Below are 20,482 nucleotides of genomic sequence, written 5' to 3'. Positions count from 1 at the left end.
ATAAACTTTTTGATATTGTTGAAGCCCTTTTTTAACAAACGGGTTAAGGTTGCCTTTTGGGAAAGTTTAAGCTACACAACAAGCTATTCTTTAATACTACCCACAGATTAATGCAGAATCTGCCTTTATTTTTAAACAACTATTTTAAGAACGTTTTAACAACATTACTTAAAAATTTACTTTTCTCTTTCATTTCCTTTCTTGTTGCGTTAAACAAAAAGTTAAATTTGGGCATCATGAACCAGAATACCTATCAAGCAGCCAAAACCGCATCCGTTGTTTTAGAAAATCATTTTAAAGATTTGATTAGGGTTGCGATAGAAAAAGGAGAGCAAAAAATCGCCTCTATACCTAAGCAGCAAAATATTGAAGCGATAATAAATGTTGCTTTTTGGGCCAGCTTGAGAAAAGAAGAGGGAAGATCGCCCAAGATCTCTATATCGTTTTTATCGCCCGAAGAGGCAGAACAACCTTTGCTATTTGGTGTAAGGCTGCCTTTTAATACCAATACATTGGTAAAACTAGCACCTGGTATAGAGCGGGCAGGAGTGCATTTGGGCGTTTGGGAAGAGAATGGCAGCATTTATATCTGGGGGACTACCTTAACCATCCCTGATTATTGTTTTGTTTGCGATGTTTCTGAGGCCGGTTTGTTGGTAATTAAACACAGAAGATTGTATGGTTTTGGGAAATACACCAATGTTGCCGTTTTAAAAGGCGATGAGATTAAAATTATAGACAAACAATTTGGTTCCGAAAAAGATTCGCCTTCTGTAGTTACGGCACTGTTAGATCTAAACTCTCCCTGTTCTTTAAATAACGGGGTAAATGTGTTGATCCAATTGGCGGTTTCTATGCGCAAACATCAACACGGTGGGATTTTATTGGTAGTACCGCCCAACTCATCAGAATGGAGAAAATCTATAGTGCACCCTTTAACTTATCCCGTATATCCTTCTTTTGGCTCTTTGGCAAAATTGATGGAAGACTATAAAGAAGAAACCGCACAAATTGAATGGCGCATAAAATTATACAACGAGGTAGAAAATATTGCCGGTTTAACCGCGGTTGATGGCGCAATGGTAATTAGCAGGGATTTTAACGTTTATACTTTTGGCGCAAAAATTTCTCGCAAAGATGCGAGTGCAGTATTGGAAACCATTTTATACATAGAGCCGGTTGATGGCGGCGAGGCTAAAGAAAGATTTGCCGGTGAGGTGGGCGGTACAAGGCATTTATCGGCTGCCCAATTTATTTATGATCAGAGGGATGCTTTGGCAATGGTAGCTTCACAAGACGGGCATTTTACTGTTTTTTCGTGGTCTGAGGTTGCAAATAAGGTACAGGCACATCGAATTGATACGCTATTGATCTAACGGATAATTGAGAAAAGCCTTGCCCCAAAGCTTAATCTTGGTTTTATCAGAGAAAACAGCAAAAAACTTTTTCCTCAAAAAAATATCATTCATTAGGTTATTTGAAGAATATGTTAAGCGAGAAAAGTAGCTAACCGCTTTTATTCTCGCTATAACGCTTTTAAAAGTTCTAAAAAATCAGATTGTGTGGCCATAGTTTTATCTTGTGCATACCAAGCGTGTACTTTTTCTATCCTGTCTTCTTTAGTCAGCCTAAGGTCTTTAACCCATTCAGAAACCTCTTGCTGTAAAATTGCCGGCCTTGGCCCCCATGAACCTATTTCTTTACGATCTTTATCTAATATTATGACGATGGGTATTGCCCTACCGCCATTTGTGAGATGAGCATCGATAATGTCTAGGTTTCTGTCCCTTAAAACCAACCTAACAGAAATTTTACCATTTGATAATTCTGCGATTTTATTGATTACCGGGATGGTTTGTGCTGCATCTCCGCACCAGCCTTCTGTCACAATCAGAAAAGTAAAATATTGATCTATCAATTTTAATCTTTTTTCAATTTCTTTATTGATCGTTGTGGTTTTATCCAGCCTCTTCATCCTCTGAACGTTTAATCTGGTATAATGCACAAAAGCGGTATCAACATCGTTACCCGTAGTCCTATGGTCTAATAAAAGCTCATCGATCAAAGTTCTATATTGTTGATAGCTTAAAGCGTTTTCAATAATTTCTGGTGTATATATCATTTTGTATCTGTAATAATGTGGTTACTATGCTTTAATATATAAAACACCGTACCAAATTTGCGGTTACCAAACCTAATCATTAAGAATTAGAATAATCATGAAATTTAAGATACTAACCCTTTTGTTATCATTAATCTATACGTTTTCTTTTGCGCAAAACATTACCGTAAAAGGGAAAGTTGTTGATGGCAAAGATGGTTCTGCGATAGGTTTTGCCACTGTAAACCTGGTAGATTTAGCCAATAAACCGATTAAAGGTGGCCAAACAGACCTGAACGGTAATTTCTCTTTTACCAAAGTAGATGATGGCGGCTATATTTTAAAAATCAGTTTTGTGGGTTATGCCCCTTTTTCTGAAAGCATTGTGGCTACCAAAGACCAAAAACAGTTGAATTTAGGGACTTTAAAACTAGAGAAAGGAAAAGGTGCTCTGTTAAATGAAGTGGTTGTTACCGGCAAAAAAAATGTGATAGAACTGGGTATCGATAGAAAAGTGTTTAATACCGACCAAAGCATTGTAAGCCAAGGAGGTTCTGCAACAGATCTATTGGCAACGGTTCCTTCTGTACAGGTAGATCTAGACGGGAATGTAAGTTTAAGAGGCACCAGCAATGTTAGGATTTTAATTGATGGTAAACCTTCCACGTTTGGAGGTGGAAACATCACTTCCATTTTACAATCATTACCCGCAAGTGCCATAGAACGGGTAGAATTGATTACCAATCCATCTTCAAAATATGATGCCGAAGGGCAATCTGGTATTATCAATATCGTTTTAAAGAAGAACCAAAAAATAGGATTTAACGGCAACGTGGCGGTTTCTGCTGGTAGGTTTGATAATTATAACGCCAACGGAAGTTTAAATTATAGAGACCAAAAATGGAACATCTCTGGTAACTACAGTTTTAGGGACGGTAACAGGCCCGGTGCCGGAAAAACCAATACCACATTCTTAAACCCCGCAACCAATGTTGCCCCGTTTTCTTTTTCTAACCAAATATCTAATAGAAGCGGGCAAAACAACACCTTTAAGGTAGGTGCAGAAAGGTATTTTTCAGAAAAAACTTCTGTTGCTGTTTCTGGGAATTTCTCTTTTGGTAATGATTTGGATAGAGACGATTTAACGCAACGCTTTTTAAGCCAAAGTAACACCTTGCTAGATTATGGTTCTGGCTTTAACAATCAAAATGAAAATGATTTTGGCTACGACCTTAATTTAGATTTCTCGCATAAATTTAAAAAACCCAAAGAAGAAATTACGGGCAACTTCTCTTACGGAAACGGAAACCAAAATCAAACCGAAAAAATAGTTCAGAACTTTTTTGATAGCAATGGGGCTGTTTCACAAAACAGGATATCATCTGACAGAAGAAACAATGTTGCTGAAGATACCAAAAGCTACAATATACAATTAGATTATACCTTACCTTTAAAAGGTGAGAGCAAGTTTGAGGCTGGTTATAGAAGCACCCTAAAATATGATGACCAAAATCAATATTCTGATACATTGATAAACAATACGAGCAATTACAGTAAAGACAATACACAAAGTAATTTTTTCCAACTGCAAGATATTGTACATGCTATTTATGCAAACTATCAAAACCAACTCACAAAAAACTTTGGTTTTCAGTTTGGGTTAAGAACAGAGCAAGCCTATTTGAATACTACCGTAACCGGATTGGATGCCAATGGGCAAAGTTTAAAAATCCCAAGTAAACTATCCTATTTAAGGGTTTATCCTAGTGTTTTTTTAACAGAAAAATTAAAAGGCAACAATCAATTACAATTGAGCTACTCTAGAAGGGTTAATAGGCCCAGAAGTTACCAAACCAATCCTTTCCCAGATCGCTCTGATAGGTATAACATCAGGATCGGTAACCCCAACCTAAAACCAGAAGATATCCATTCTTTTGAGTTTAGTTATGCTAAATTTTGGCCTGCCGTTACCTTTACGTCCTCGTTATATTACCGTTTGGTAAATGATGTGGTACAAAGTTTAAGGGATAATAACCCCGATGAGCTTGGCGGTACGATCTCTAGGTATTATAATCTTTCTAAAAACCAGTCCGTTGGCTTAGAATTGATCAGCAGGGCTGATATTACAAAGAAATTTAACCTTACCGGAAACCTAAACTTTTTCCAAACCTATTTTAAAGGAGTTGCAGATTTGGGCATTAACGATAATTCTGGCTTTAACTATAACGGCAATTTAACCACCAATTATAACATCACAAAAGGGCTTTCTACACAAGTTAGTGCTTTCTATTCTGCACCAAGAACGCTATCTCAAGGGCAGATAAAGCAAATGCTAAGCGTAGATGGTGGCATAAAGCAAGACGTTTTAAAAACCAAAGGGAGTATCTCTTTCAATATTAGGGATATATTTAACACCAGAAAATTTGGCTTGGTAACCAATAACGGCCTGTTTATACAAGAATGGGAAAGAAGCAGGATAGGTAGGGTATTCAGTTTTACCTTCAGCTATCGTTTTGGGCAAAGCAACCCCGATGGTAAGAAACAACAAAAACGGCCAGCGCAACAAGATGACGACATGGGTTTTTAAACCATTTTGATTTTTAAAAGTCTTATGTTTTCTTTAGACTTTTTTATGATAATTAATTGCTTTGGATAAAACATTTACCAACCTAAGATATTTAGCTCTTACTTTATTAATTGTTGCATTTAATACTGCCTTAGCCCAAATAAAACCTGGCAGCCTAAGCGGAAAAGTGATGGATCTAAGCCATAATGAATCTATCCCCTTCGTAAATATCTCGCTTTTTGGCGGTGTGGATAGTACAGTTGCCAAATCCTTCCAAACAGATGCAAACGGAAATTTTTCTATCAAAAATTTAAGTTTAGGTAGCTACAACATCAAGTTTTCTTTCGTTGGCTTTCAAACAAAAACCATCTCAAAAATTATCATTGATGAGAACAGGTTTACTATCAACTTAGGTGAAATTGCCTTAGATGCTGATAGTAAGATGTTGAACGAAGTAGTGATAGAATATAAAAAGCCTATCATAGAAATGCAGGATGATAAAATTGTTTACAATATAGACCAAAGTATTTTTTCTGAAGGTAGCGTTGCCACAGATATTCTAAAGAACGTACCAATGGTAACCGTTGATATAGACGGTAAACCGAGCATTGCGGGGAAAAGAAATACCCGGATTTTTATTGACGGGAAACCGTCTGATTATAACGCAAGTAGCATTGGCGATTTATTGAGCATTTTACCATCAGATGCCCTCGAAACCATTGAGGTAATTACAGATCCTTCTTCTAAATTTGATGCCGATGGCGATGGTATTATCAATATCGTAATGAAAAAAGGCAGAAAATTAGGCCTTACGGGCAACTTATCAACCAGGGTGGGTACCATGGGCGATTATAATACTGGCTTTTTCGTCTCCAAAAAAAACGATAGGTTTTCCTTTTCTTCCAATGCAGGCTTTAAACACGGGGTAAGATATTATGATGGCAGTTCTAACAAAACCAATATCTTTAACGATACCACCTACAATAACCAAGATAACAATAACAATCGCATTTCTAATGGCTTTGATTCTCGTTTTGGAGCCTCTTATCAGATAGATTCTGCCCAAAACCTTAAATTTTCATTTAGGGGCGGTTACAACAACGGCGACAATGAGTCGCTTTCTAACAACTTATATTTAGACCAAGATTTAATAGCCCAAACCTTACGCAGGCAAAACAACCTCAGCAACGGCAAAAACCTTAATCTGGTTGCCGATCTGGATTATACCCTAAAAACCAAAAAACTGGCCCAATATGCCATTGGTTTAAACTACCAAAAAAATTCTAATAATAGTAACAGAGACTATTCTAGATATCTGCTAAACCCAGATGGCTCTCCTATTACCAACGATCCTAGCCTTCAATACAATGATAACCAAGATTTTGGGGACAATATAGATGTTAATGTCGATTTTGACCAAGGATTCAACTTTTTGAACAGTAAATTAGAAGCCGGGATAAAAGGGTCCTTCAATTTTTCTGATCAAAGCCAAGCCGTAAAAAATTACGATTATACCTTAAACGATTATGTTTTTAACCCCGCTTTAACCAACAAGTTCAAGTTTAACCAAAATGTTTATTCTGGGTACTTATCTTACCGCTTTAAGATCAAAGATTGGGGGTTTAGGCTAGGCAACCGGGCAGAAATTACCCAGGTTTCTTTTAAGCAAGAAAATGCCGCAAATCTAAACATTGCCCCATATTTAAGTTTATTCCCAAGTATTGGGATAAACAGATCTTTCAATAATAAGTATAGCATTGGCCTAAACTACGGCCGGCGTATTTCTAGGCCTAGGGAAAACGCCTTAAACCCGATCATAGACGATTCTGACCCTCAAAACATCCGTTACGGAAACCCAGCTCTAATCCCCTCTTTTACCAATCAGTACGGATTAAACTTCAGCATATTTACCGATAAATGGTCTTTTTCGCCAAGGTTTAGTTATGCAGTTTCCAACAAGATCATTGAGCGTATCAAAACCGTAAATGCAGATGGATCATCGGCTACTACCTACAAAAACTTGGCAAACAGCTCCGCATTATCTTTTACTGTTTTTGGCAACTATCGGGCATCAAGAAAACAAACTTTTAATGCCGGTTTCACATTAAGCAAGGTTGATTACAGCTCGGCCCTAAACACAAGATATAACCGCAATGGTTACAGTATCCGATCAAACATCGGCATCAATTATTCTATAAAAAAGTCTGCCGCTTTTGAAGCCAATATAAATTATTTTAAAAGCACCGCGGCACAGGGCACATCAAACGGATCCGTAGAAACACAATTTGGCTTTAAGCAAAACCTATTTAAAAACAAAATTGGCTTAAGGCTAACCGCAGTTGACCCTTTTTCACAAAAAAACATTACCAGCATAACAGAAGGCCCTAACTTCTACCAAGAAAGTTATTCTATACAAAGGACCCGTAATTTTCTTTTATCATTAAGCTACAGGTTTACCAAAATAGATAAGAAAGATAGTGGCAAAAAGAAATAATAGCAATTGGGCATTACATTGATGAAAAATCGGGGTCGGGGCTATATATTACAATCTTTTTGTGAAAAACAAAAAGCCTACCCGCAAAACAGGCGGAGATTTCCATTAATATCCTTAATGCGCTTTAATATCGCAGAATTAAAGTTTAAACCATCTAAAGCCTGCTTAAATTTATTAGATAAATTTTAAACAGTCCCTTAAAAATAACAGGCAGTATGGTCTCTCCCTCTAACGGGCAACCTAAACTGCAAAGAGATCTCATGCGACCCTCTTTGCACCTTTGCCAATGCTGTATTGGTAAAATCATAAGAATAACCCAATTGCAGGTCTGGCGTAATAAATATCGATGCTACGGCATCAAAAGAATCTAAACTTCGGTAAGAAGCACCCAACCAAAATTTCTCGTTCAAAAGAAAGCTGGCATTCAGATCAAACTGAATTGGCGATCCATTAACGTATTTTACCAAAAAGTTGGGCTTAAACTTAACTTCATCATTAATTGGCAATAAATAACCCGCTTGCAAAAGATAATGAGGCCTATAAGCGGTTTTGGAGGCAGCCTTGGTTAAGCTGGTAACATCCTTATAAAAAAAATGAGGAGAAGAAATACCAATGTAGTATTTATCAGAAAACAACATTGCACCCCAGCCCAAGTTAACCCTAATGCTGTTTTGGTCTTCAAAAACAGGGTCAGTAGCAGAAGCCGGGCTGTATTTATAATTATCAGAATATTGTGCGCCATAACTACTAGATCCAACATTAACCCCAATGGCCAAATATGATTCTAAGCCTACCGGCACACGCTGCGAGAGGCTTAAATCGCCCCCGGTTTCCCTAATTACCTCGCCAATTTGATCGTTTACCAAAATTGCACCTATAAAAGTATTGCTTTCCCCAATTGGGGTATGTATAGAAACTGTTTGGGTCTTTGGCGCACCTTTAAAACCTACCCATTGTTGGCGGCTTAACGCAGTAATGGTCAAAGATTCATCTAAACAAGAATAAGCAGGGTTTATGGCAAGCGTATTAAACATGTATTGCGTGTACATAGCTTGTTGCTGTGCCTTACATGCCAAAAAACAGAAAAAAATGAAAATAGCTGTAAAAACGCATTTCATGCTTAACCCTAATTAATTTAATGAATAAAAAACAGGTGTTGAGAGAGTTGCCTTTTTTTACGGGTTCTGCTAGTTTTTGGTTACATTTAATTGATATTTTTTTAATTTTAAATAACTCATTATCAGATAATTGAAAATTAAATATTTATTTTTTTGCGATAGAAAAATATTATCGTTTAGGTCTTTAATTTTTTGATTTGATTAATTTTTTTAACCTCGGTTAATCCTCACAATAAATATCCTGCTAAAAAGCGCTTAATTATTGGCTTAAATATTGATTTTGATAAACGTTGATATTATGGGATTTTTTTCCACACAAATAGTATTTATTTCCTTTGCACCTAAATAGAGAATTGATAAAATCATCAAAACTAAATTCTGCATAAAGGGTTAATTTAAAATAATGAGAAAAAAAGTATTGATTACCGGAGCCAGCGGCACAGTTGGTAAAGCGTTAACCAAATTATTGCTAGATAAAGGGCATAAAGTGGTCCATCTAAGCCGTTCTGCAAAGCCAAATTCTAAAATAGAAACATATCAATGGGACGTTAAAAAGCAAACAATTGATGAGCATTGTTTAGACGGTGTTGATACGATAGTACATTTGGCAGGTGCGGGCATTGCAGATAAACGCTGGACAGACGAACGCAAAAAAGTATTGATCGAGAGCCGTACAGAAACCATCAGATTGATCTATAAACTCATGCGGGAAAAGAAAAATCAGGTAAAAGAAATAATTTCTGCATCGGCAGCCGGCTACTACAGTGATAGAGGTGATGATTTAATGAGCGAAGCAGATTTGCCGGCCAACGACTTTTTGGCAAATTGCTGCCTATTTTGGGAAGCAGCCGTTGACGAGGGCAAAGAATTTAATTTAAGAATTGCCAAATTTAGAACAGGCGTTATATTAGATAAGGATAGCGGGGCTTTACAAAAAATAGCGGCACCTATTAAATATGGTTTTGGTACGCCCTTGGGCAACGGCAAACAATGGGTTTCTTGGATCCATTTAGATGATGTTGCAGAAATGTACCTAAAAGGCATTGATGATGAGACCTTAGCTGGCGCTTACAACATGAGTAGCCCATACCCCATCACAAATGCCTCGCTCACAAAAAGTATAGCAAATCAATTAAAAAAACCTTTATGGTTGCCCAATGTGCCAGAATTTGCCCTTAAATTTGCCTTAGGAGAAATGGCAGCGGTGGTTTTGGGAAGTACAAAAATGGCAGTTAAAAAAATAGAAGAAACTGGTTTTAAATTTAAGTTCCCAGAAATTAAACCCGCATTAAAAGATATTTATGGATAAAGAAAAAATAGCGATTTTTTGGTTCAGGAGAGATTTACGCGTTAATGATAACGCTGGTTTATACCACGCTTTAAAAAGCGGGTTTAAGGTTTTGCCCATCTTTATATTCGATAAAAACATACTGGATAAGTTAGAGGACAAGGATGATGCCCGTATCACATTTATATACCAAGAAATAGAAAAATTAAAGACCCAGATCCAAAAACACAACTCTTCTCTACTGGTAAAATACGGTAAACCAGATGATGTTTGGGCAAATATCCTTTCCGATTATGAAGTGAGGGCAGTTTATACCAATCATGATTATGAACCTTACGCAACAGAAAGAGACGAATCTTTAAACCAATATTTTAGTAAAAAAGATATTCCTTTCTACACCTTTAAAGATCAAGTGATTTTCGAGAAATCCGAAATAGTAAAAGATGATGGAGATCCCTATGTTGTTTTTACCCCTTACAAGAAAAAATGGTTGGCAAAACTTAAAGATTTTTACATCAAACCCTATCCAACAGAAAAGTACCTTACAGAGTTTATACCGGTAAAGTCTTTTGATCTGCCCACTCTAAAATCTTTAGGGTTTGAGAAAAGCACCCAACACTTCCCCGATAAAGAATTTAAAAATGTATTAAAAAACTACGGAGTAGATAGGGATTATCCCGCAAAAGATGCCACTTCTAGGTTAAGCGTACATTTAAGATTTGGAACGGTAAGCATCCGTAACCTGGTAAAGGTTGCCCAAAAAGAAAAAAGTGATGTTTGGCTAAGCGAATTGATATGGCGAGATTTCTATTTTTCTATCATTTACCATTTTCCACATTCTGCAAAAGACTCTTTTAGAAAAGAGTACGACCAAATTAAATGGCGCAATAATGAAAAAGAATTTGAAGCTTGGTGCCACGGAAAAACAGGTTACCCAATTGTAGATGCCGGCATGAGGCAGTTGAACGAGACAGGATTTATGCACAACAGGATACGCATGGTTGTTGCTAGCTTTTTAACCAAACATTTACTGATAGACTGGCGTTGGGGAGAACGATATTTTGCCAGAAAATTATTGGATTATGAACTATCAAGCAATGTTGGTGGTTGGCAATGGGCGGCGGGTAGCGGTGTGGATGCCGCCCCATATTTTAGGATATTTAACCCCTATGAACAAGTCAAAAAATTTGATAAAGACCATAAATATATCAAAGAATGGGTGCCAGAGTATGCCGATCCCTTTACCTATCCGCAACCGATGGTAGATCATAAATTTGCGAGGGAAAGGTGTTTAGACACTTATAAAGAAGCGTTAAAATAATAACCGCCATAATTCACAATATTTCGATTAAAAGTTTAAATCCTCAATTTTCACATTTTTTTATCTTAACAGCAGAGCCATCGTTTTGTGGCTTGGCGTAGTGGCAGATTTTTAGCACAAATGTTTTATAGAAGAACTGCGTTTAAACCTACCACAAAACTGTTATAAGAAGTACTTAATTCGCCATTATGCTAAACCGCTGTTAGGTGCTGGTCTTCTTGTTTTTCGTCCGACTAAGATAATTTTTTTATGCTTAAGGCAGTCTTTTTGAAGTCTAAAATGCTTGCCCAATGCCAAAGTAAAATAGCCTGTCTTCTTTTGAATGTCCGTAGTCAAACGATAAAATAGTGGATTGATTCCAAGCAATTCTAAGTCCACCGCCATAAGAAGTTTTAATGTTTTTAAAGTTTAAGTCTTGCCAACGGTCTCTTACTGTTCCTGCATCAAAGAACGGTGCTACGCCAAATGCAAATCTTTGCTTTCCTAATTTTGTTTCTGCTAGTCGTACTCTCAATTCTACGTTGGTAAACCACATTGAACGAGCCAAAAATCGGTTGGCTCGATAGCCACGCAATGATTGTCTGCCACCTAAAGCGTTGATACTTGTCCTAAACTTCCAATATGGGCATCCGCTAAAATCGTTAATGCGCTCATTGCCTAATTATTTTCTACCCTTTATCTGTACTCTCCTAAATATGTTCCTAAATCTTATGATCAGGGGTATCCTATACCCTGTAAGTGTGTTGTTAGTATAAACTTTCAGCAACAAATAAATTATGTTAACTAATAAGTGATGTTTTATGCGTAAAATATTCCGTTTTAAGTCTCAAAATAAACAAACCCTTTAATCTATTAAAAATTTAAGGAGCATTTACCTGCGGTTTTAACTGGCAAAACCATCAAAGCCTCCCAAAAATGACAAATTATTTTGCAATACAAAGATGATTGCCTATTTTTGCAATCCGATTTAAGCGAAGGCTTTATCTTTCTAAACTTAAATCAGTATAGAACAATATTTTTTGGACCTGTGGCTCAACTGGATAGAGCACTTGACTACGGATCAGGAGGTTAGGGGTTCGAATCCCTTCAGGTTCACAATTAATTTAAGGTAAAGCCTTTTTGCCAACAGCAAAAAGGCTTTTTAAATTTTAATCCACATACATGCTAAACATTGTACTATTTGGCCCTCCGGGTGCTGGTAAAGGCACACAATCCCAAAACTTGATCTCGAAATATAACCTTATCCATCTATCAACCGGCGATATTTTAAGAGGAGAAATTAGCAACAGCACTCCACTTGGTTTAGAGGCCAAAAAGCTAATGGATCAAGGTCTTTTAGTGCCTGATGGGGTGGTTATAGGGATGATCGCCAATAAATTAGATGCCAACCCCAATGCAAAAGGGTTCATTTTTGATGGTTTTCCGCGTACCGTAGCCCAGGCAGAGGCTTTGGATCAACTCTTGATTTCAAAAAATGACAACATCTCTGGGATGATTGCTCTCGAGGTTGAAGAATTTGAGCTAGAAAGAAGATTGTTATTGAGAGGCAAAGATTCTGGCAGGGCCGATGATCAAAATCCTGAAATCATAAAACAAAGAGTGCAAGAATATACCAATAAAACTGCCCCGGTTGCCAACTTTTACAAAGCGCAAAACAAATTTTATGCTGTAAAGGGGACGGGTAGCATAGAAGAAATTTTTACAAGTATTGTTAAAGTTGTAAACCAGCTTTAGAATTATATTCAAAAGATACAATAGGATGTTTCATTTAATGGCATCCTATTTTATTTTAAAAAAATATCAAAATAAAAAGAAATGTCTCAAGGAACCAATTTTGTTGATTATGTGAAGATTTCCTGTAAATCGGGAAACGGAGGCCCTGGTTCTGCATATTTACACAGAGACAAAAAAACCAGTATGGGCGGCCCAGCAGGTGGAGATGGGGCAAGAGGAGGGCATGTTATTGTACGTGGTAACGCACAACTATGGACGCTGTTGCACCTAAAATTTAAAAAACACGTTTTTGCCGGCGATGGCGGAGCAGGCGGGGCAACCATGAAAAGCGGTAAAATGGGAAGGGATGAGATTTTGGAAGTGCCTTTAGGAACCGTTGCCAAAGATGCCGAAACGGGAGAGGTTTTATTTGAGATTACCGAGGACGGCGAAGAGCAGATCATCATGAAAGGTGGCAAAGGCGGATTGGGTAATTCACACTTCAAATCGGCAACCCACCAAACGCCAAGATATGCACAGCCCGGTTTACCTGGCAGTGAAGGTTGGAAAATTTTAGAATTAAAAGTTTTGGCAGATGTTGGTTTGGTGGGTTTCCCAAATGCCGGCAAATCTACTTTGCTATCCGTTATTACAGCCGCAAAACCAGAAATTGGCGATTATCCTTTTACTACCATTGTCCCTAACTTGGGTATCGTTTCATATCGGGGGCATCAATCTTTTATTATGGCCGACATTCCTGGGATTATTGAAGGCGCATCTGATGGAAAAGGTTTGGGATTTAGGTTTTTAAGGCACATAGAAAGAAATGCGGTGTTGCTTTTTATGGTACCGGCAGATACGCCAAGAACCATAAAAGAAGAATACGAGATTTTATTATCAGAACTAACGGCCTACAATCCAGAGTTGTTGCAAAAACCAAAGATCATCGCTATAACAAAAACAGATTTATTAGACAACGAGCTTCAAAAAGAGATGAAAAAGCAATTGCCAAAAAACATTCCATCCATATTTATTTCTTCATTGGCCAATAAAGGTTTAATGGATTTGAAAGATATGCTTTGGAAAACCATCAATCAGTAAAAAAATAAACCGGCTTATTGTTATTTTACCCTTTTGGTATTGTCTTTGGCAAAAGCTTCCCAACCGCTATAGGTTTTACCGCTACCCGCACTAGCTATTTTTTGGAAAGAATGGCAAACCGCCACACCCAAACCATCGGTAGCATCTAAGAACTCTGGTGTTTCGTTAAATTTTAACAGTTGTTTTAGCATGGCGGCAACCTGTTCTTTTGTGGCGTTCCCGTTTCCGGTGATGGCTTGTTTTACTTTTTTTGGCGAGTACTCAAAGATAGGTAAGCCTTTTGCCAAACCGGCGGCCATTGCCACACCCTGTGCCCTGCCCAGCTTTAACATTACTTGTATGTTTTTGCCATAAAAAGGTGCTTCTAAAGCGATACAATCAGGATTATACTGTTCAATCAATAAACAAGTACGTTCAAAAATACGTTGGAGCTTTAAAAAATGATCGTCTAAATGCGTCATCTTTACCACGCCCAAACTAATCAGTTCAATCTTATTGCCCGTTTCCTTTACCAACCCGTAACCCATAACGGCAGTTCCGGGATCAATCCCTAAAATAATTCGTTCTTTGGATTTTTCTCTCAACATTAGGGCAATATTAAGGTAAATTCTTAACATTGTATCAAATCCACCAACGGTTTGACCAAGCATCAGAAAAAAATACTAGGATACTGTTTTAAGATAATAATAGTTGCTTTAGCAGCTTATTTTATTTATCATAAACTTTCTGATAACACCAACCTTAAGAATTTCCTCAACCTCATCCATCAGTTAAATATCGTTAAAGTTTGGGCAGTGATAGGGTTGGTACTTTTGCTGATGTTTGCAAATTGGTTGTTAGAGAGCGCAAAATGGATGTTTTTGGTACGCAAGATAGAAATCATCAGCTTTTATAAGGCGGTAGAGTCTGTTTTTTGTGGTTTAACCTGGGCCATTTTTACGCCTAACAGGATTGGGGAATATGGCGGCAGGATTTTCTTTTTATCATCAAGAAAAAGGATAAAAGGAATGGTTGCCATGAGCGTAGGGCAGATTGCACAAATGGTAATAACCAACGTTTTGGGCGCATTGGCCTTATTATGGTTTATCTATAATTTTAAACCCTTAGATCAATGGTTGTTTATTGCCATTTGTGTGCTGGTAATGGGTTTCTGCTTTTTCTTCTTGTTATTCTATTTTAACATCCGTTGGTTAGAAAAATCTTTAAACAGCATCAAATTTCTAAGAAGGTTTAAAAGTTTTTTTAGCGTACTAAGCGATTACCACAAATCTGAATTGGCAAAAGTGATGCTTTACAGTTTGGCCAGGTTTGCCGTTTTTACTTCCCAATATTTAATGGTTATCCATTTATTGATACCTGCCATCCCATATTATGAATCGGCCTTGATGGTTTTTTTACTATTCTTCATACAATCTGCCTTACCTTCCTTAGATTTGTTGGATGTTGGCGTAAGAAGTTTAACGGCCACCTATTTTTTTAGTTTTATAACGCACCAAGAAATAGCCGTAATGGCAGCTGCGGCATTAATTTGGTTAGTTAATTTGATTATCCCTGCTGTTTTAGGGTCTTATTTTGTTTTTAAACTCAACTTCTTTGATCATCATAATAGTTAGTATCTGCTCTTTGGCACTTACTTTTTTTTACGCTTTTTTAATCTTGTTTTTGCGGAGTGGTTGGCAAAAAATACCGCATTTTTTAAAAAGTGCTAAAAACCCCATTACTAAAGTTTCTGTTTTGATAGCCGCCAGAAACGAGGAAGAAAAAATACACCTAACCATTGAAGATCTTTTAGCCCAAGATTACCCCAAAAATCTGTTAGAAATTATCATTGTTGATGATCACAGTACCGATAAAACATCAGAAATTATACGCAGCTACGCCAACCGTGGCGTAAAACTGATCAAGCTTAACGAGAAAGAACCATTAAATTCTTATAAAAAGAAAGCCATTACGGAAGCCATAAAACTTTCTGCCGGAGAACTGATCGTTGCCACCGATGCAGATTGCCGGATGAAACAGAATTGGTTAAATACGATAGTTAACATGTATGAGACCAAAAACTATAACCTCATTAGCTCTCCGGTGGTTTATTTTGAAGAAAAATCTTTCTTTGAGCGGTTGCAAACCCTAGAGTTTTTGTGTTTGATAGGCTTGGGTGCCGCAGGCATAGGGAATAAAATGCCCTCTACCTGTAACGGTGCGAACTTGGCCTACAAAAAATCTGTTTTTATTGAGCTTGGTGGCTTTAAAGGGATTGATGATCTGGCCTCTGGCGATGATGAACTTTTTTTGCATAAGGTAGCTTTTGCACATCCTGGCACCATCGGTTTTTGTAAATCTCCGGATGCCATTGTTTATACCCATGGCAAACCGAACCTTAAAGAGTTTATCCAACAAAGAAAAAGATGGGCAAGCAAAAGCGTGAAGTATAAAGACAAGAAACTGATCGGTGTTGCCGTAGCTGTCTGGCTGTTTAACATATCTTTGCTCATCAATTTTATTTTAGCTTTTTTCTATCCAGAGTTTTTAAAGCTAGTTGCCATCCAATTTATCATCAAGTTAGCATCAGAGCTATTCTTTTTAGATTTATTGGTAGATTTTGCAAAACGCAAAAGTTTGGCCTACAACGTGTTTATCCTTACTTTTTTGCATGTTATCTATCTGATCTTTATTGGTTTTGCGGGTAATTCTGGCAAATACAATTGGAAAGGCAGAATGGTTAATTAATAATTTTATTTCTAACTAAACTGATTTTAAAACAGATTAAATATTTTTATCGTAAATGTATAGCGTTAACGATGAAACGGCATCCTCGCCAGTAATTCGGGCAGGCTTTTTTTTTGTCATTCTGAGCGGAGTCGAAGAATAGGACAAAAAAGATTTAGTGTAATCCACTAGTTAGCAGATAAAACTCCAAAAATTATTGAAAATAATAATTTAGTTCAGTATAATAATTTTAAAATTGGAAGAAAATCAATCATCATGGAAAAAATTCAAGAGAAACAAGTTCTCTTTATTTGGGTTGTTTTTTATTGTTTTGGTAAGCCTGCTCTCTGTTTTGGGTTATCTTATCACCCCAGATGATAGCCCTATGGCCAATCAGATGAACCTTCAATTAAATATAGAAAAACCAGGCAAAACGGCTACACTTTTAAAAATCCCAAAAAACCCCCAGCCTAAAAAGGTAAATTTTTTAGTCAAAATGCTATTTGGGCAAGAGCCAAGGTTCAATTATATACCCATCTATGATTATAGATTTGGAAATAACAGCATCTATTATCACGAATATATTGGCGGTAATGAGAAGGGCGAGCCCAAAAAAATGAAATTGCTCGCTTTCGGTAATAAATCGATAACAGAAATAAAACAAGAAAACATCATCAAAAGAACCTATTGGCTAGGCACAGATGTTTATGGCAGAGATATGTTGAGCCGGATAATTATTGGATCTAGGGTATCTTTAATGGTAGGCTTTGTGGCGGTAATGATCAGTTTGTTTTTGGGGGTTTCTTTAGGTGCAACGGCTGGTTATTTTGGTGGCAAAGCCGATGTTTGTATCAGTTGGTTGATGAATGTTTTATGGTCATTACCTGCATTATTATTGGTTATTGCCATTTCATTTGCATTGGGGAAAGGGTTTTGGCAAGTTTTTATTGCCGTAGGTTTATCTATGTGGGTAGAAGTGGCAAGGTTGGTTAGGGGGCAGGTTATCGCATTAAAAAACGCTCAATTTATAGAAGCAGCAAAATCTTTGGGTTTCCCTAACGGTAGGATTATTTATAAACATATATTGCCCAATATTTTAGGGCCAATATGGGTAGTTACCGCCTCTAATTTTGCATCGGCAATCTTATTAGAAGCAGGTTTAAGCTTTTTGGGCTTCGGCGCACAGCCCCCAATGCCCACTTGGGGGGGCATGATCAAAGAACATTATGGTTATATTATTATGGATGGCGCATTTTTAGCGGTGGTACCAGGCTTAATGATCATGCTGATGGTTTATTCTTTTAACCTGATAACCATAGGGCTTAGAGATTTGTACGATGTAAAATCACAAAACACAAATGTTTAGTTGTGTTTTTATAGATATATAATTACATTAGACGTATAAACACACCCGATAAATGCAGGAGTATGATCCTTCTTCAGAATCTGAATCTCAAGTTGATATTGTAGAGCTTCTTTTAAAGAGACAGGCAGAGCTAAGTGCCCTATTAGAAGTAACAAGGGCAATTAATAGCAATGTTCCAAGTCAAACTTTAATAGAAATGTTAGAGATGATCATGCGTAACAATTTGCGTGTGAGAAAATTTAGGTTGATGTTGAGAAACATTGATCAATTTTTTTGCGTTTCTAATTTTGGCGATGAATTAGAAGACTTTGAAGATCTACAAAAGATAGGCGATGAACTGCTGCCGTTAAGGAATGCCCAAAAGATAACCAAACACCAAGACCCTCTATTTAACGCTTACGATTATTTTATACCCGTTCACCATAAAGATGAGGCATTGGCTTTTGTTTTGGTAGGCAAGTTTAAGAACGAGGAAAAACTATTAGACAATAGCGTAGATTACATACAAACATTGATCAATGTGATCATAGTTGCTTTTGAGAATAAAAAGCTTTTTAAAGAACGCCTGCATAGGGAACGTTTAACAAGAGAAGTAGAACTTGCCCGGCAGGTTCAAAACATGCTTATCCCCCAAGATTTACCCAACAACCTATTTTTGGATGTTGCATCTGTTTATAAACCCCACCAAAGTATAGGTGGAGATTTTTTTGATTTCATACAACTTAATAACGATGAATTTCTTTGGTGCGTAGCAGATGTTTCTGGTAAAGGGATTTCGGCGGCATTGATCATGGCAAATTTCCAGGCCAGTTTAAGGGCATTGGTATCCTTAAATATCACTTTGCCAGAATTGGTTAAAAGGCTAAACAAAAACGTTTATAAAAACACTAACGGAGACAGGTTTATTACACTTTTCATAGGTTTATATAACGATAAAACCCGGCGTTTAAAATACATCAACGCAGGGCATAATGCCTCAGTTATCATCCAAAAAGACAACATCGGTACTTTATCTACGGGTACCACCATGATTGGTGCCTTTGACGAGCTTCCTTTCATAAACGAAGGAGAGATAGATGTAATGCCCGAAACCATCATATTTAACTATACAGACGGGATTGTAGAATATGATGGCGATGAAGAGCAATCTTTGACCGAAGAAAACCTACTCCATTTTTTGTACCAGAACAGGGACAAATCTATTAAAGAGGTAAACAATGCGCTGATAGAAAAAATAGAAGAGCTTCGCCACCATGAAGAAGCTTCTGATGATATTACCATTCTTTCTTTAAAGATCCATTAGAAACCCTTTTTAAATTTAATGAGGTGGCCATTCCCAGAAGTGCCCAAACCAATACGGCGGCCTTATCCTGATCTAGGAAATCGTTCATCATGCCATGAAAATAATAGGTTAATAAACTTAATAAAATAGCCAAGCTAAACATCCTAATTGTGCGATCATCATGCTGATAATATAATTTCATTAAAATGGATATGGATAGGCCAAAAAGCATTAAAACTATTAAAAAACCGATTACGCCACTCTCTATCAAAGGGCCAAAATATTCGCTATGTGCATTCCCCATATCGCCATGTGTGGTGCTGATGCTTGTCATTTGATTTGATTTTTGGTAACCAGAATATTGGAATTGGTAGGTTCCGGGGCCAAAGCCCAAAAAAGGTTTCTCTTTAAACATCCTAAAGCCAGATTCCCACCTGTTCAATCGCTCTACGTTAGATTCATCGTTGTTTACGTTAGAGATCGACTTAATATCGCCAATTAAATTTTTGCCCGATGCCACATGATTAAGCCTTATTCTTTGATAAATTTCATTGCTAAAGACCAATCCGACGGAAATGATTACCAAAAAGCAAATGGACAAGGTTTTAAACCTGATCTTCAACTTTAATAAAAAGCTAAAGATCAATACAAAAACCAAACTTAAGGCCGCCGCCCTAGAATAAGAGAGGATAACGCCTGTTAAAGAAAGCAAGGCTATCCCAAAGAACAACAATTTTTCATAAAACAGATTTTTGAGAAAAAGCATGGTAACACAAAAGGCAAGCACCATACTACAAACTGCGCTATAAACGGTATGATCATCCATTAAGGGTTTCATTACCAACATTGCCTTTTTTTGCGAAAAGCCGAAACCATAATGGTTATAGGTGCTGTAAATTACCACCACACATAAACCTAAACCAAAAGCCAATATAAATTTCTTGATGTTTTTTGGGTTCTTAAATATTAAAACCCCCCAGAAATAACCGAAAGTAACCGTCCAAAGACGGGCGAATAAAAACTTAAATGATACCATTGGTAAAGTGCTGGTAACAGAGGTAATCAATATCCAACCCAAATTTAAGGTTACCAATAAAGTTAGGGGTTGCTTTAATATAGGTTTAAACAAACTGGGTTCTTCGATCATTTTGATGATGAAAAGAAACATCAGAACGATCATCAAAGGCTCGTCTGGTAGGTTAATGCCAGAACCGCCTATTAAATATTTGATAGAAAAAGGCGAACAAAAAGCAACGATGAAAAAAACGCTCTCGATGGATAAAATAAACAAGCCTGCTAATAAAAAAATAGGGGGCAATATCAGTATAAAATAAGAGGGGAAACGGTATGCAATAAAGGCCGCCAAAAGAAGGCTTAAGATACTTATGCCATATAATTTCTTAATATCAGCACTTGCAACCATCAA

Annotated in this window: 16 protein-coding genes and 1 tRNA gene; 12 read left to right on the top strand and 5 right to left on the bottom strand. The window is 37.1% G+C overall.

Going from position 1 to position 20,482, the window contains the following annotated elements; translation table 11 throughout:
- The first annotated feature begins 236 nt into the window (after positions 1-236).
- Positions 237-1,376 carry a putative sensor domain DACNV-containing protein gene (locus I5M32_RS14255; protein ID WP_234461969.1) on the top strand — a complete coding sequence of 380 codons (1,140 nt, stop codon included), beginning with the start codon at positions 237-239 and terminating at the stop codon, positions 1,374-1,376.
- Positions 1,377-1,525: 149 nt separating this feature from the next.
- Here I5M32_RS14255 and I5M32_RS14250 read toward each other — a convergent pair whose 3' ends face one another.
- Positions 1,526-2,122: a thioredoxin family protein gene (locus I5M32_RS14250; RefSeq protein ID WP_200587539.1), complete on the bottom strand. Its 597-nt coding sequence runs from the start codon at positions 2,120-2,122 to the stop codon at positions 1,526-1,528.
- Positions 2,123-2,219: 97 nt separating this feature from the next.
- Between I5M32_RS14250 and I5M32_RS14245 the strand changes: the two genes are divergently transcribed.
- Positions 2,220-4,688, top strand: coding sequence for a TonB-dependent receptor domain-containing protein (locus I5M32_RS14245; protein ID WP_200587538.1), 2,469 nt, complete (start codon positions 2,220-2,222; stop codon positions 4,686-4,688).
- A gap of 61 nt (positions 4,689-4,749) precedes the next feature.
- Positions 4,750-7,161: an outer membrane beta-barrel family protein gene (locus tag I5M32_RS14240; RefSeq protein ID WP_200587537.1), complete on the top strand. Its 2,412-nt coding sequence runs from the start codon at positions 4,750-4,752 to the stop codon at positions 7,159-7,161.
- Between the two features lie 197 nt (positions 7,162-7,358).
- Here the strand turns inward: I5M32_RS14240 and I5M32_RS14235 are convergent, their stop codons facing one another.
- The gene (locus tag I5M32_RS14235) at positions 7,359-8,279 is read right to left on the bottom strand and encodes a PorP/SprF family type IX secretion system membrane protein (RefSeq protein ID WP_200587536.1); all 921 of its coding nucleotides are present in this window, start codon (positions 8,277-8,279) and stop codon (positions 7,359-7,361) included.
- A 403-nt stretch (positions 8,280-8,682) separates the two neighbouring features.
- Between I5M32_RS14235 and I5M32_RS14230 the strand changes: the two genes are divergently transcribed.
- Both I5M32_RS14230 and I5M32_RS14225 read left to right on the top strand, forming a co-directional pair.
- Positions 8,683-9,588, top strand: a complete 906-nt coding sequence (locus I5M32_RS14230; RefSeq protein WP_200587534.1) for a TIGR01777 family oxidoreductase — start codon at positions 8,683-8,685, stop codon at positions 9,586-9,588.
- Positions 9,581-10,888 carry a cryptochrome/photolyase family protein gene (locus I5M32_RS14225; RefSeq protein ID WP_200587532.1) on the top strand — a complete coding sequence of 436 codons (1,308 nt, stop codon included), beginning with the start codon at positions 9,581-9,583 and terminating at the stop codon, positions 10,886-10,888. Before I5M32_RS14230 ends, I5M32_RS14225 begins: the two co-directional genes overlap by 8 nt.
- Before the next feature lie 274 nt (positions 10,889-11,162).
- On the opposite strand, the gene I5M32_RS14220 is transcribed toward I5M32_RS14225, so the two are convergent.
- On the bottom strand, positions 11,163-11,489 hold the full coding sequence (locus tag I5M32_RS14220) for a BamA/TamA family outer membrane protein (protein ID WP_317193140.1): 327 nt from the start codon (positions 11,487-11,489) through the stop codon (positions 11,163-11,165).
- 420 nt (positions 11,490-11,909) lie between these two features.
- On the opposite strand from I5M32_RS14220, the gene I5M32_RS14215 reads away from it, so the two are divergent.
- The 3 genes from I5M32_RS14215 to obgE all read left to right on the top strand — a co-directional run bounded on the left by I5M32_RS14215 (position 11,910) and on the right by obgE (position 13,702).
- A tRNA-Arg gene (locus tag I5M32_RS14215) sits at positions 11,910-11,983 on the top strand.
- A 66-nt stretch (positions 11,984-12,049) separates the two neighbouring features.
- Positions 12,050-12,622 carry an adenylate kinase gene (locus I5M32_RS14210; protein ID WP_200587528.1) on the top strand — a complete coding sequence of 191 codons (573 nt, stop codon included), beginning with the start codon at positions 12,050-12,052 and terminating at the stop codon, positions 12,620-12,622.
- Between the two features lie 81 nt (positions 12,623-12,703).
- A complete protein-coding gene (gene obgE / locus I5M32_RS14205) occupies positions 12,704-13,702 on the top strand; it encodes a GTPase ObgE (protein WP_200587526.1) in 999 nt (332 codons plus the stop codon).
- Between the two features lie 20 nt (positions 13,703-13,722).
- Here the strand turns inward: obgE and ruvC are convergent, their stop codons facing one another.
- On the bottom strand, positions 13,723-14,289 hold the full coding sequence (gene ruvC / locus I5M32_RS14200) for a crossover junction endodeoxyribonuclease RuvC (RefSeq protein WP_200587566.1): 567 nt from the start codon (positions 14,287-14,289) through the stop codon (positions 13,723-13,725).
- A 51-nt stretch (positions 14,290-14,340) separates the two neighbouring features.
- Here ruvC and I5M32_RS14195 point away from each other — a divergent pair, with 51 nt between their 5' ends.
- The 4 genes from I5M32_RS14195 to I5M32_RS14180 all read left to right on the top strand — a co-directional run bounded on the left by I5M32_RS14195 (position 14,341) and on the right by I5M32_RS14180 (position 19,077).
- Positions 14,341-15,315, top strand: a complete 975-nt coding sequence (locus I5M32_RS14195) for a lysylphosphatidylglycerol synthase domain-containing protein (RefSeq protein WP_200587524.1) — start codon at positions 14,341-14,343, stop codon at positions 15,313-15,315.
- The gene (locus tag I5M32_RS14190; RefSeq protein WP_234461968.1) at positions 15,296-16,429 is read left to right on the top strand and encodes a glycosyltransferase family 2 protein; all 1,134 of its coding nucleotides are present in this window, start codon (positions 15,296-15,298) and stop codon (positions 16,427-16,429) included. Before I5M32_RS14195 ends, I5M32_RS14190 begins: the two co-directional genes overlap by 20 nt.
- A gap of 235 nt (positions 16,430-16,664) precedes the next feature.
- Positions 16,665-17,774, top strand: coding sequence for an ABC transporter permease (locus I5M32_RS14185; protein WP_200587515.1), 1,110 nt, complete (start codon positions 16,665-16,667; stop codon positions 17,772-17,774).
- Positions 17,775-17,826: 52 nt separating this feature from the next.
- A complete protein-coding gene (locus tag I5M32_RS14180) occupies positions 17,827-19,077 on the top strand; it encodes a PP2C family protein-serine/threonine phosphatase (RefSeq protein WP_200587513.1) in 1,251 nt (416 codons plus the stop codon).
- Here I5M32_RS14180 and I5M32_RS14175 read toward each other — a convergent pair.
- Positions 19,049-20,479 carry an O-antigen ligase family protein gene (locus I5M32_RS14175; protein ID WP_200587511.1) on the bottom strand — a complete coding sequence of 477 codons (1,431 nt, stop codon included), beginning with the start codon at positions 20,477-20,479 and terminating at the stop codon, positions 19,049-19,051. The two genes, I5M32_RS14180 and I5M32_RS14175, sit on opposite strands and share 29 nt — an antisense overlap.
- Positions 20,480-20,482 lie beyond the last annotated feature (3 nt).

The sequence above is a fragment of the Pedobacter segetis genome, assembly GCF_016623585.1.
GTDB classification, from domain to species: Bacteria; Bacteroidota; Bacteroidia; order Sphingobacteriales; family Sphingobacteriaceae; genus Pseudopedobacter; species Pseudopedobacter segetis.
The sequence above is the reverse complement of the archived record's forward strand: the minus strand, read 5'-3'. Positions and strand labels throughout refer to the sequence as shown.